The sequence below is a fragment of the Pseudonocardia sp. C8 genome, assembly GCF_014267175.1.
In the GTDB taxonomy this organism is placed as follows: domain Bacteria; phylum Actinomycetota; class Actinomycetes; order Mycobacteriales; family Pseudonocardiaceae; genus Pseudonocardia.
In genome coordinates this window covers 3,455,445-3,468,117 of sequence record NZ_JACMTR010000002.1, presented here as the reverse complement: position 1 = coordinate 3,468,117, position 12,673 = coordinate 3,455,445, and the positions used below count along the sequence as shown (strand labels likewise).

Sequence of the window (12,673 nt, the reverse complement as noted above, 5' to 3'; positions counted from 1 at the left end):
GGGTGACAGGCACGGCACCCCCGGACACCCGGCAGCACCGCTCCATCAACCAGCGCATCGCCGACGAGCTCGGCGCCCGGCCGGACCAGGTCGGGGCCGCGGTGGCCCTGCTGGACGAGGGCTCGACGGTCCCGTTCGTGGCCCGCTACCGCAAGGAGGCCACCGGCGGGCTGGACGACGCCCAGCTCCGCACCCTCGAGGAGCGGCTGCGCTACCTGCGTGAGCTCGAGGAGCGCCGGGCGACGGTGCTCGACTCGATCCGCCAGCAGGGCAAGCTCGACGAGGCCCTCGAGGCCCGGATCTGGGCCGCCGAGTCGAAGGCCCGGCTCGAGGACATCTACCTGCCCTACAAGCCCAAGCGCCGCACCAAGGCGATGATCGCCCGCGAGCAGGGCCTGGAGCCGCTCGCCGACGCGCTGCTCGCCGACCCGAGCCTGGACCCGCACGAGACGGCGTCGGGCTACGTCACCGACCAGGTCGCCGACGCCGGCGCCGCGCTGGAGGGTGCCCGGGCGATCCTCGTCGAGCGGATCGGGGAGAACGCCGACCTGGTCGGTGGCCTGCGCGAACGCATGTGGGCGCACGGCCGGCTGGTCACGACGGTCCGGGCGGGCAAGGAGGACGACCCGGCCGCGGCCAAGTTCTCCGACTACTTCGAGTTCGCCGAGAAGTTCACGACGCTGCCCTCGCACCGGATCCTCGCCGCCTTCCGCGGCGAGTCCGAGGAGGCGCTCGACGTCAGCCTCGACCCCGGGTCCGGCGACGAGGACCCGAACCCGTACGAGCGCGCGATCGCCGCCGAGTACGGCATCGCCGACCGGGGCCGCCCGGCCGACGCCTGGCTGCTCGGGGTCGTCCGCTGGGCCTGGCGGACCCGCCTGGTCACCGCGCTCAGCATCGACATCCGGGTCCGGCTGCGCACCGCCGCCGAGGAGGCCGCGATCGGGGTGTTCGCGGCGAACCTGCGCGACCTGCTGCTCGCCGCCCCGGCCGGCACGCGGGCCACCATCGGCCTCGACCCGGGGCTGCGCACGGGGGTCAAGGTGGCCGTCGTCGACGCGACCGGCAAGGTCGTCGACACGGCGGTGATCCACCCGCACGAGCCGCGCAACGACAGGACCGGCGCGCTGAAGACGCTCGCGACGCTGTGCGCCAAGCACTCCGTCGAGCTGGTGGCGATCGGCAACGGCACCGCGTCCCGGGAGACCGACGCGCTCGCCGGCGAGCTGATCAAGCAGAACCCGGGCCTGAAGCTGACCAAGGTGATGGTGTCCGAGGCCGGGGCGTCGGTGTACTCCGCGTCGGCGTACGCCTCGGCCGAGCTGCCGGACCTGGACGTGTCGCTGCGCGGTGCCGTCTCCATTGCCCGCCGGCTGCAGGACCCGCTCGCCGAGCTCGTCAAGATCGACCCGAAGTCGATCGGCGTCGGCCAGTACCAGCACGACCTGCCCGAGTCGGGACTGTCGCGCTCGCTGGACTCGGTCGTCGAGGACTGCGTGAACGCCGTCGGCGTCGACCTGAACTCCGCCTCGGCGCCGCTGCTGCGCCGGGTGTCGGGGATCTCCGAGTCGCTCGCCGGCGCGATCGTCGCGCACCGGGACGCGAACGGGCCCTTCCGCTCCCGTACCGCGCTGGCCGAGGTGCCCCGGCTCGGGCCGAAGGCGTTCGAGCAGTGTGCCGGCTTCCTGCGGATCCGCGGCGGCGACGAACCCCTGGACGTCACCGGCGTGCACCCGGAGTCCTACCCGGTCGTCCGGAAGATGGTGGAGCGCACCAAGCTCGACGTGTCCGCGCTGATGGGCAACGCGGCGCGGCTGCACCAGATCAAGCCGAAGGACTACGTCACCGAGACCGTCGGCCTCCCGACCGTCAGCGACATCCTCGCCGAGCTCGAGAAACCGGGCCGGGACCCGCGACCGGCGTTCCGCACGGCCACGTTCGCCGAGGGCGTGCACAAGATCTCCGACCTGCGTCCGGGGATGCTGCTGGAGGGCGTGGTGACGAACGTGGCCGCGTTCGGCGCGTTCGTCGACGTCGGCGTGCACCAGGACGGCCTGGTCCACGTCTCGGCGATGAGCAAGGACTTCGTGTCCGACCCGCGGGACGTCGTCAAGTCCGGGGACGTCGTCAAGGTCAAGGTGCTCGACGTCGACGAGGCCCGCAAGCGGATCTCGCTGACCCTGCGCCTCGACGACGAGCCGGGCGCGGACGCGCAGCGCGGCGGCGGGCGTGGCGCCGGGCGCGGTGACGGCGGCGAGCGCACGGGCGGCGAGCGGGGTGGCCGGCGCGACGGGGCCGGCCCGCGGGAGGGCGGCCCGCGCGGCGGCGGTGACCGGGGCCGCGGCGGTGGCCGCGGGAAGGGCGGCGACCGAGGCCGCGGCTCGGGTGGCGCTCAGGGTGGCTCCGGCGGCGGCCGGGGCGGGCAGAAGGGCGGCCCGCGCGACGACCGCCGGTCCGGCCCGGCCAACGACGCGATGGCCGAGGCCCTGCGCCGCGCCGGGTTCGGCAAGGGCTGAGCCGGGCGGGCGCCTGCCTCGTCACGAGCGGGTCCTTCGTGGGAAGGAGTGCCACGAAGGGTCCGCTCGTGGCACGTCGACACCGGCCACGGGCCTCGGGCTCAGGCCGGCAGGTCGGGCTCCAGCAGCCGCTCGGCGAGGCGGCGCAGGTCGCATTCGGTGATCCCGGCATCGCCGAGCAGGCCCGGCACCCCGTCGTCGTGGGCGGCGAGGTCCTCCAGAACCGGCTCCAGCGCGGCCGCGTCGACACCCGGCAGCGCATCCTGTCCGGGCCGGCCCCATTGCCGCAGCCGCGCCCACAGCGTCGTCAGGTTCCCGTTGGTGCGCAGGTAGTCGGCGAGGATCGCCGCGCGGGGCACGCCCAGGGCGGCGAGCAGCACGCCGACGACCAGCCCGGTGCGGTCCTTGCCCGCGGCACCGTGCACGAGCACCGGTGCGGGCGCGTCGGCGACGATCCGCACGATCCTGGCCAGCTCGGGACCGATCCCGGCGGCGAGCAGCCGGTAGGCCCGGGCCCGGCCGTCCCGCCCGCCGGGTGCGGCGGTCATCCGGTCCGGGGCCGGCGCGGTGCCGAGCGGGACCGGGCGGACGTCGGCGACGTCGGCGAGCGGGTGTACGCCACGTACCTCGGCCGGGGAGCGGAGGTCGATCACGGTCGCGGGCGGCCACACGGATCCCTCCGGGAGGCCGAGCCCGGCCACGGCGCGGAGGTCGCCCGGCTGCGGGGCGTCCGACCGGTAGAGCACCCCGGGGCGGACCCGGTACCCGTCGTCGGTGCGGGCACCGCCGAGGTCACGCAGGTTCGCCGGACGTCCGGTCGCGGTGGGAAGGACGTGAGCGGTCACCCGAACAGGGTCCCGCGATCACCGGCTCCGCCGCCCGAGCCGCGTGACCAGGGGCATCGGTGGCCTCGATCACGTCGGCCCCGGGGGACGCGTCCGGTTCGGACGTGGAAGAATGGACATCCGGCGGCCGCAGCTGAAGGATGCGCGGCCGCGAGCCCCGAGAGGTCTGGGTTCACCGGCACACCCGAGAGTGGCCGAGCGCGGGCCTGGCGGGCTGGGAGCGGGCGAGAGTCGCCCGACGACGAGGCGCACCCCCTGCGCGACCTGAGGACCGAGTGAACACCCTGCTGGACCAGCACCCCGACCTGACCACCCCCGAGGGCGACGAGCTCCCCGAGCTCCCCGAGAACACCGGCCCCACCTTCGCCGACCTCGGACTCGCACCGCAGCTGCTCGCCGCCCTGGACGAGCTCGGCTACGAGACCCCGAGCCCGATCCAGGCCGCCGCGGTCGGCCCGCTGATCGCCGGCCGTGACCTGCTCGGGCAGGCCGCCACCGGCACCGGCAAGACCGCCGCGTTCGCGCTGCCGATGCTGCAGCGCCTCGCCGACGGCCGGGCCGCCCGGGACCGCGGGCCGAAGCCGTTCGGCCTGGTACTCGCCCCGACCCGCGAGCTGGCCATGCAGGTCGGCGAGGCCGTCACCCGGTACGGCGCCGAGCTCGGCGCGACCGTCGCCACCGTCTACGGCGGTGCCCCGATCGGCCCGCAGCTGGGCCAGCTGCGCCGCGGGGTCGACGTCGTCGTCGCCACGCCGGGCCGCGCGATCGACCTCATCAACCGGGGCGCGCTCGCCCTGGACGCGATCGAGGTCGCCGTCCTGGACGAGGCCGACGAGATGCTCGACATGGGCTTTGTCGAGGACATCGAGACGATCCTCGGCGCGACCCCCGCGGGCCGGCAGACCGTCCTGTTCTCCGCGACCATGCCGGCGCGGATCCAGAGCCTGGCGCGGACCCACCTGACCGACCCCGCCGACATCCGGATCAAGAAGGACCCGACCCCGGACGGCGAGTCCCCGAAGGTCCGCCAGACCGCCTACCACGTGCCGCGCAGCCACGTCACCGTCGCGCTGGGCCGGGTGCTCGAGATGGAGCAGCCGACCGCGGCGATCGTGTTCTGCCGGACCCGCGCCGACGTCGACGCCGTCACCGAGACGCTGACCGCGCGCGGCCTGCGCGCCGAGGCACTGCACGGTGGCATGGACCAGGAGCACCGGACCCGCGTCGTCGAGCGGCTGCGCGGCGGACGCACCGACCTGCTGGTCGCCACCGACGTCGCCGCCCGCGGCCTGGACATCGACACGCTGACCCACGTGGTCAACCACGACGTCCCGTCCTCGCCGGAGTCCTACGTGCACCGGATCGGCCGGGTCGGCCGCGCCGGGCGCGAGGGCGTCGCGATCACCCTGGTCACCCCGGGCTCGGTCCGGCACCTGCGCAACATCGAGCGGCTGATCGGTCAGCCGGTCCCGAGCGCACCGGTGCCGACCCCGGAGGACCTGCGGTCGGTCCGGCTGGCCCGCACCGCGCTGGCGCTGCGCGACCAGGTCGGTGCCGACGGCGACACCCAGCCCTCCGACGGCGTCGACGAGCTGGTGCACGAGCTGGCCCGCGACCACGACCTCGCCTCGATCGCCGCCGCCGCGATCCGGATGGCCCGGGCCGGCACCGCTGTCCCCGACGACGAGATCGAGATCCCCGAGGTCCGGTCGCGCGGCGGCCGCGAGCGGGGACCCGCCGACCGGGGCCCGCGCCGGGACCGCGACGGTCGTCCGGGCGGCCGGGGGCAGGGCGCCCGCCCGCCGAAGGCCGGCACCACCCGGCTGTTCGTCTCTGCGGGCCGTTCCTCGGGTGTCCGCCCGCAGGACATCGTGGGCGCGCTCGCGAACGAGTCCCGGCTCTCCGGCCGCGACATCGGTGCGATCCAGATCCACGAGCGGCACGCGCTGGTCGAGGTCCCCGAGCACGCCGCCGAGGACGTGCTGCGCTCGCTGCGCGGCGCGACGACCCTCAAGGGCCGCAAGGCGAACGTCCGCCGGGACCGGGACGCCGCCGCCGGCTGACCCTTCCGTCGACGACGGCCCCGGCATGCGACGAGCGTGCCGGGGCCGTCGCCGTCCGTGCCGCAGCACCGCGGGCACCCCGCCGGCCGGCTCCGCGCGTTCGTGACCGTCGCTCGCCGTGGCCGGGAGCGCGAGGGCGGGGTACCCGAGCGGGCGCCGGACGTCGATCGGCGCGGTGTCGCCCGTGCCGGGGCGGCACCGCGCTGGCTGCATCGCAGGGATCGACCGGCGCGCTTCCGGCCCTGGTCAGGCACGGGCGTGCGACTCGACCGCGCGCCGACGCCCGATCAGCGCGGTTCCGCCCCGGCGGCGGCGAGATCGTGCAGGTCGCCGCGGTCGGCGAGTCGATCAGCGCGTTTTCGACCCCGCCCGGGCCGAAACGTGCGAGTCGAGCCCGATGACGGGCCCCGAGCCGCACACGCTGCGATCGATCAGCGCGATCCGGCCGCGGCCGGGGCAGGAGCGTGCATGTCGGTCACGGTGATCCGACCATCTCGACGGCGCGGGTGTTCGGCAGGCCGCGTGGTGTGGTGGCCTGGTGATCAGCATCCCCGAACACGACAGAGGAGTAGCGGGTGCGGCTCCCCTCCCGGTTCCGGCCGCCGGAGATCCTGCGGACGCACGCGGGACCGGTCGGCTGCGTCGCGGTGCCGGGCCTGGGCCTGTCGGTCCGCGGCTGGGAGCCGGCGCTGACCCGGCTCGACCTGCCGCGGGCCGCGGTGGCCGTGGCACTGCCGGCCTACGGCCTCCCCGCGCCGTGGGGGAGCGCGCTGGACCCGCGGGCCACGGCGGAGCGGCTGATCCGGCATCTGGACGAGCTGGAGGTGGGCCGCGCGGTCCTGTTCGGGCACTCGGCCGCCTGCCAGGTCGTGGCCGAGGCCGGCCGGTCCGCGCCCGACCGGGTCGCGGCGCTGGTACTCGTGGGCCCGACCGGGGACCCGGTGGCGCGGCCGTGGGCCACGCTGGTCCGGCGCTGGCTGGACAACCTGCCGGGGGAGTCACCCCGGCTGGTTCCGCTGCTGCTGCGCGACTACACCTACAGCGGGATGGTGAGCTTCGCGCGGGCGATGGACGCCGCCCGCCGGCACCGGCTCGACGAGACGGTCGCCGCCCTGCGGTGCCCGCTCCTGCTGGTCCGCGGGGCCCGCGACCACATCAGCCCGCCGGCGTTCCTCGACCGGCTGGCCGCCTGCGCCGGGCACGCCCGCGTCGCCACGGTGCCCGGCGCCGCCCACATGGCCCCGCTGACGCATCCGCGGGAGCTGGCCGCGGCGGTACGGCCGTTCGTCACCGGGCGGTAGGGCCGGATCTACCGGACCTCGACCCGGTCACCGACCCCGAGGTTGCCGTAGAAGACCGTCGCGTCCTGGTCCTTGAGCCGGACGCAGCCGGCCGAGGGGGAGAACCGGTCGCCCTCGTGGAAGGCGACCCCGCCGGGGGCGAAGAACACCGACCACGGCATCGGCGCGTCGAACTCGGCCGAGTGGTGGTCGGCCTCCTTGTCGTACACCTCGAAGTCGCCGGTCGGGGTCTCGGTGCCGGCACCGCCGTGCGCGACCTCGACCGGGCCGTAGGTGACCTCGCCGTCGTCCATCAGCCAGGCCTGGTTGCTCTCGAGGTCCACGCAGGCCCGCGCGGCGGCCGAGCAGGGCGCGTCGCCGTCCCCGTCGTCGGCGGCCACGGCGGTGCCCGCGGCACCCAGCCCGAGCAGCAGCCCGGCCGCGGCCACGGCGAGCGCGCGCCGCCGGCGGGCGCGACGGACGGTGCGGGGTGTCGGGTCGTTCGTGTGCGCCATGGCTGCGACGGGTCCTCTCACGGGTGATCGGCGGCGGGTGCCATGGTGATCAACGGTCACGGACCGCGACGGTTACGGCCGATCGGGGTAGCGGCCGGCCGGAACCGGGCCCGCGGCGCCGATCTGCGGCAGGATCGTCCGCCCCGGACGACGGAGACGAGGAGCGTCATGACCACCACGCGACCGACCGCCACCCGCAAGCCGCGCAGCCACCAGGTCACCGACGGGCTCGGTGCGACCGCCGCCCGGTCGATGCTGCGGGCCGTGGGCATGCGCGACGACGACTTCGCCAAGCCGCAGATCGGGATCGCGTCCTCCTGGAACGAGATCACCCCGTGCAACCTGTCGCTGCAGCGGCTGGCGACGGCCGCCAAGGACGGCGTACACGCCGCGGGCGGCTACCCGCTGGAGTTCGGCACGATCTCGGTCTCCGACGCGATCTCCATGGGGCACCGGGGGATGCACTACTCGCTGGTGAGCCGGGAGATCATCGCCGACTCGGTGGAGACGGTCGTGGAGGCCGAGCGGCTCGACGGCACCGTCCTGCTCGCCGGCTGTGACAAGTCGTTGCCCGGGATGCTCATGGCCGCGGCCCGGCTGGACCTCGCCGGGGTGTTCGTCTACGCCGGTTCGATCATGCCGGGCCGGGTGGGGGACCGGGAGGTCAACATCGGGGACGCCTTCGAGGCGATCGGCGCGTGCGCCCGCGGCCTGATCACCGCCGACGAGGTGGACGCCCTGGAACGCGCGATGTGCCCGGGCGAGGGCGCGTGCGGCGGCTTCTACACGGCCAACACGATGGCGGCCGCGGCCGAGGCGCTCGGGATGGCGCTGCCCGGCTCGGCCAGCCCGCCGGCCGTCGACCGGCGCCGGGACGGGGTCGCGCGGGCGTCCGGCGAGGCCGCCGTCGGGATGATCGAGAAGGGGCTGACCGCCCGCTCGGTGCTGACCAGGGAGGCGTTCGAGAACGCGATCGCGGTCGTGATGGCGTTCGGCGGGTCCACCAACGCGGTGCTGCACCTGCTCGCGATCGCCCGGGAGGCCGGCGTCGGCCTGCACCTCGACGACTTCAACCGCGTCGGCGACCGGGTGCCGCACCTGGCCGACGTCAAGCCGTTCGGGCGCCACCTCATGTACGCCGTCGACCAGGTCGGCGGCGTCCCGGTCGTGATGAAGGCGCTGCTCGACGCCGGGCTGATCCACGGTGACGCGCTGACGGTCACCGGCCGCACCGTCGCCGAGAACCTCGACGAGCTCGCCCCGCCCGGGCTGGACGGCTCGGTCGTCCACGACCTGGCGAATCCGATCCATCCGACCGGCGGCATCACGATCCTGCACGGCTCGCTGGCCCCGGACGGCGCCGTGGTGAAGTCCGCCGGGTTCGACGCCGCGACGTTCACCGGCACGGCGCGGGTGTTCGACGGCGAGCAGGGCGCGCTCGACGCCGTCGACAACGGCGAGATCGAGCCGGGCACGATCGTGCTGATCCGCTACGAGGGCCCGCGCGGCGGGCCGGGGATGCGGGAGATGCTCGCCGTCACCGGGCGGATCAAGGGCGCAGGGCTGGGCAAGGACGTGCTCCTGGTGACCGACGGCCGGTTCTCCGGTGCGACGACCGGGCTGTGCGTCGGGCACGTCGCCCCGGAGGCGGCCGACGGCGGCCCGATCGCGCTCGTCCGCGACGGCGACACGATCACCCTGGACATGAAGGCCCGCACGATCGACATCGGGATCGACGACGCCGAGCTGGAACGCCGCCGCGGCGAGTGGGTGCGCCCGGAGCCCACCAACCGGCGCGGGGTGCTGGGCAAGTACGCGCGGCTGGTGTCGTCGGCGGCCGACGGGGCGGTCTGCGTCTGACCGTCCGCGGGCGCGCGCCCCGATCGTCCCGGCCCGGGGAGCTGCGGTCCGGTGCGACCGACGCTCCTTGAGTCCGGGCTCGGGGCGGTGGCATCGTGGACGGCGGGACGACCGAGAACGGGCAGCAAGCCCCGTCACCCCCGACCCGTGCACGCACGCGTCGGCCGATCGACGGAACCCACGGCCTCCGGCGGCGTCCTACACCGTGATCGTCGATCGGCGTGGAGGCCACGATGGCTGAGCAGCTGTACCCGCAGGACACCGTCTGGGGCGTATCGGGTCACGAGCCCGGCAGCGGTGTGGGTGTGATCGTCCCGTACGACTTCGCGCTCGACCGCGAGCTGTGGCGGTGGGTACCGGACGCCTCGTCGCTGCACGTCACCCGCACCCCGTTCGTCGCCTCCCCGGTGACCGCCGACCAGGCCCGGGCGATCAGCGACCCGGAGCCGGTCCGGCGCGCCACCCGGGACGTCCTCGTCCCCGAGCCGGGGGTCGTCGCGTTCGCCTGCACCTCGGGCAGCTTCGTCGACGGCGTCACCGGGGAACGCGCGCTCGTCGACGTCATGCACGACGCCGGTGCGGCGCACGCGATCACGACCGCCGGGGCGCTCGTGGCGGCGTGCACCGCGCTCGGGGCGCAACGGATCTCCGTCGTCACCCCCTACGTCGACGACCTCACCGGCAAGCTGGAGCAGTTCCTGGCCGCGCACGGGATCGCCACCGTCGAGCGCATCGGGCTGGGCCTGCTCGGCCAGATCTGGCGGGTCTCCTACAGCGAGGTGGTCCGTGCGGTGCGCGCCGCCGACGACCCGGACGCGCAGGCGGTGTTCATCTCCTGCACCAACCTGGCCACCTACGACGTGATCGCCGAGCTGGAGCGTGAGGTCGGCAAGCCGGTCCTGACCGCCAACCAGGTCACGATGTGGGCGGCTCTCGGCGCGGTCGGCATGCAGGCCGTCGGCCCCGGCCAGTCCCTGGTTGCATGCCGGGTCCCCGAGCCGGACCGTCCCGTGCTGCGGGCGGTGCCGGAGCCCCTGCCGGAGCCGTCCGCCGTGGACGATCCGGGCGGGGTGGACGCCGCGCCCACGCTGTACAAGGTCCGGGTCCGGCTGCCCGACGAGTCCGGTGCGCTGGCCCGCCTGACCGGCGCCGTCGCCGAGGCGGGCGGCAACATCCTCGGCCTCTCGGTGCACGGCCAGGACTCCCGGTCGGTGGTCGACGAGATGCTCGTCGGTGGCGAGCTGTCCCGGGCACGGCTGACCGCCGTCGTGCGCGGCGTGGTCCGTGCCGACGATCCGGAGGCCGTCCGGGTGATCGCGGCCGACCCGCACGAGCTCGTCGACGCCCCGACCCGGGCGCTCGACCTGGTCAGCCAGGTCCGCACCCAGGACGCCGGGGCCGACGACAGCGGAGCCCTCGCCCAGGGGCTGGCCGTGCTGCTGTCGGCCGACGACGTCACGGTCGAGACCGAGGCCCCGGACCCCGCGGACGAGCACGCGCTCGGGCTGCTGTCGCCCTGCGGGAACTGGCTGGTCGCCCGGCGCGGCTGGGCCGCGTTCACAGTCACCGAGCGGGCCCGGGCCGACGGCTTCCTGCGGGCCGCGACCGCGCAGCCGCGCCGCGCCGGGTACGAGGTGCTGCTGCCCGACGGCGAGGAGGTGCTCGCGACCCCGGCGACCGGGGACGAGGTGGCCGAGCTGGACACGTTGCTGCGCACCTGCCTGGCCGGGACCCCGGACGACGCCGCCGGCCTCGAGAGCTGGACGGCGGCCGACCTGCGGGCGATGCTGCTGCCGCCGTTCGGGGTGTGCCTGGTCGTGCGGATCGCCGACGGCCACCTGGTCGCGGCCGGAGCGTTGCTGCAGGCCGACGAGACCGACCCCGAGGCCGGGCCGGAGCCGGTCATCCTCGTGCACCCGCTCTACCGGGGCCTCCACCTGGCCCGCTGGCTGCGCGGGAAGCTGGCGGCGACCGTCACCACCTGACCGGCCGGTCGGGTGGTGACGGTCGCCGCCCGGCTCAGTGCGCCGCGGCGGTGAACATGCCGGCCCGGTAGGACCCGGCCGGGGTCCGCGCGACGACGTTGAGCCGGTTGGCCGCGTTGATCAGGGCGAGCAGGCAGAGCAGCGCGGCGACCTGGTCGTCGTCGTAGTGCTCGCGGACCCGGGCCCAGGTCTCGTCGGACACGCCCTCGTGGGCGTCGGCGAGCCGGGTGCCCTCCTCGGCCAGCGCCAGGGCGGCGCGCTCGGCCTCGGTGAACACGGTCGCCTCGCGCCAGGCCGCGACCAGGTGCAGCCGGACGGCGTCCTCGCCGGCGGCCGTCGCCTCCTTGGTGTGCATGTCGGTGCAGAAGCCGCAGCCGTTGATCTGGCTGGCGCGCAGTGACACGAGCTCCCGGGTGGCCTTCGGCAGCGGCGACCGTTCGAGGAGCAGGCCGGCCGCGGCGAACCGCTTGCCGAACTCGGCGGCGAAGGCGTTGTCGAACAGGTCGAATCGGGCGTCCATGGTCTCGTCCTCACTCGTGGTGGCGTGCCGATGACGCCCACAGGACGCCGGTGCCCCGGTCCGTGTGACCGGGCAGCGGTGTGACGCACGTCATCCTGGACGGCTGTCACGGACCGGGCCCGGCCGGCGTCGGATGGTGCCAGGACCGCGTACGGAGAGGAGCCGGGCCATGCCCGCACCGGGAACGACCGGGGAGCCGTCCGCGACGGCCGCGTTCGTGGAGCACCGGAACCTGCTGTTCACGGTGGCCTACGAGATGCTCGGCTCGGCCGCCGACGCGGAGGACGTGCTGCAGGAGACCTGGTTGCGCTGGGCCGACGTCGACCACGCCGCGGTGCGTGACCCGCGCGCGTACCTCGTCCGGATCACCACCCGCCAGGCGCTCACCCGGCTGCGCACCTTGGGCCGGCGCAAGGAGTCCTACGTCGGGTCCTGGCTGCCCGAACCGCTGCTCACCACGGCGGACGTGGCCGAGGACGTCGAGCTCGCCGAGAACGTCTCGATGGCGATGCTGCTGGTGCTGGAGACCCTCGCGCCGGTCGAGCGGGCGGTGTTCGTGCTGCGCGACGTGTTCGCCGTCGACTACGACGAGATCGCCGAGGCGGTCGGCCGGACCCCGGTCGCCGTACGCCAGATCGCGCACCGGGCGCGCGGCCACGTCGCCGCGCGCCGCCCGCGGGTGAGCGCGTCCCCGCAGGAGACCCGGTCCGCGATCGACGCGTTCCGGCGGGCGGTCGAGACCGGCGACCTGCAGGGGCTGGTCGACGTGCTCGCCCCGGACGTCGTGCTGGTCGGCGACGGCGGCGGGATCAAGCAGGCCCTGCCCCGGCCTGTGGTCGGCTCCGACCGGGTGGCGCGGGTGCTGGCCGGCGGGCTGGCCAGGCTCGCCGGGGCGATGTCGCTGCAGCCCGTCCAGGTCAACGGGCAACCCGCGATGATCGTCCGGATCCGTGGGGAGCTCGACAGCGTGCTGACGCTCCGGGTCGACGACGGCCTGGTCACCGGGCTCTACGCGGTCCGCAACCCGGAGAAGCTCCGGTACCTGGAGCGGGCGACCGCGCTGTCCCGCTGACCCCGAACTACGCTGCG

At 75.2% G+C, this 12,673-nt stretch carries 9 protein-coding genes; 6 read left to right on the top strand and 3 right to left on the bottom strand.

Annotation, left to right across the window (positions count from 1 at the left end; all coding sequences use genetic code 11):
* Positions 1-2: 2 nt before the first annotated feature.
* Positions 3-2,516, top strand: coding sequence for a Tex family protein (locus H7X46_RS16585; protein ID WP_186360267.1), 2,514 nt, complete (start codon positions 3-5; stop codon positions 2,514-2,516).
* 101 nt (positions 2,517-2,617) lie between these two features.
* Here H7X46_RS16585 and H7X46_RS16580 read toward each other — a convergent pair whose 3' ends face one another.
* Positions 2,618-3,361 carry a tyrosine-protein phosphatase gene (locus tag H7X46_RS16580; protein WP_186360266.1) on the bottom strand — a complete coding sequence of 248 codons (744 nt, stop codon included), beginning with the start codon at positions 3,359-3,361 and terminating at the stop codon, positions 2,618-2,620.
* Between the two features lie 275 nt (positions 3,362-3,636).
* On the opposite strand from H7X46_RS16580, the gene H7X46_RS16575 reads away from it, so the two are divergent.
* Positions 3,637-5,424, top strand: coding sequence for a DEAD/DEAH box helicase (locus tag H7X46_RS16575; protein ID WP_370588807.1), 1,788 nt, complete (start codon positions 3,637-3,639; stop codon positions 5,422-5,424).
* Positions 5,425-5,999: 575 nt separating this feature from the next.
* Positions 6,000-6,725, top strand: a complete 726-nt coding sequence (locus H7X46_RS16570; protein ID WP_186360264.1) for an alpha/beta fold hydrolase — start codon at positions 6,000-6,002, stop codon at positions 6,723-6,725.
* A gap of 8 nt (positions 6,726-6,733) precedes the next feature.
* Here H7X46_RS16570 and H7X46_RS16565 read toward each other — a convergent pair whose 3' ends face one another.
* Positions 6,734-7,219, bottom strand: a complete 486-nt coding sequence (locus H7X46_RS16565; protein ID WP_186360263.1) for a L,D-transpeptidase — start codon at positions 7,217-7,219, stop codon at positions 6,734-6,736.
* 168 nt (positions 7,220-7,387) lie between these two features.
* Here H7X46_RS16565 and ilvD point away from each other — a divergent pair, with 168 nt between their 5' ends.
* The gene (gene ilvD, locus H7X46_RS16560; protein ID WP_186360262.1) at positions 7,388-9,079 is read left to right on the top strand and encodes a dihydroxy-acid dehydratase; all 1,692 of its coding nucleotides are present in this window, start codon (positions 7,388-7,390) and stop codon (positions 9,077-9,079) included.
* Positions 9,080-9,312: 233 nt separating this feature from the next.
* Positions 9,313-11,064 carry an ACT domain-containing protein gene (locus tag H7X46_RS30730; RefSeq protein ID WP_186360261.1) on the top strand — a complete coding sequence of 584 codons (1,752 nt, stop codon included), beginning with the start codon at positions 9,313-9,315 and terminating at the stop codon, positions 11,062-11,064.
* A gap of 34 nt (positions 11,065-11,098) precedes the next feature.
* Here H7X46_RS30730 and H7X46_RS16550 read toward each other — a convergent pair whose 3' ends face one another.
* Positions 11,099-11,584 (bottom strand): carboxymuconolactone decarboxylase family protein, encoded by a 486-nt coding sequence (locus H7X46_RS16550; RefSeq protein WP_186360260.1) that lies wholly within the window; start codon positions 11,582-11,584, stop codon positions 11,099-11,101.
* A gap of 169 nt (positions 11,585-11,753) precedes the next feature.
* On the opposite strand from H7X46_RS16550, the gene H7X46_RS16545 reads away from it, so the two are divergent.
* Positions 11,754-12,656, top strand: coding sequence for an RNA polymerase sigma-70 factor (locus H7X46_RS16545; RefSeq protein ID WP_222131333.1), 903 nt, complete (start codon positions 11,754-11,756; stop codon positions 12,654-12,656).
* Positions 12,657-12,673: the final 17 nt, after the last annotated feature.

Bases quoted from the DNA above. Each gene is read 5' to 3' on its own strand.
- H7X46_RS16545 (WP_222131333.1), top strand. From the start codon at position 11,754: ATGCCCGCACCGGGAACGACCGGGGAGCCGTCCGCGACGGCCGCGTTC.
- H7X46_RS16565 (WP_186360263.1), bottom strand. From the start codon at position 7,219: ATGGCGCACACGAACGACCCGACACCCCGCACCGTCCGTCGCGCCCGC.
- H7X46_RS16550 (WP_186360260.1), bottom strand. From the start codon at position 11,584: ATGGACGCCCGATTCGACCTGTTCGACAACGCCTTCGCCGCCGAGTTC.
- ilvD (WP_186360262.1), top strand. From the start codon at position 7,388: ATGACCACCACGCGACCGACCGCCACCCGCAAGCCGCGCAGCCACCAG.
- H7X46_RS30730 (WP_186360261.1), top strand. From the start codon at position 9,313: ATGGCTGAGCAGCTGTACCCGCAGGACACCGTCTGGGGCGTATCGGGT.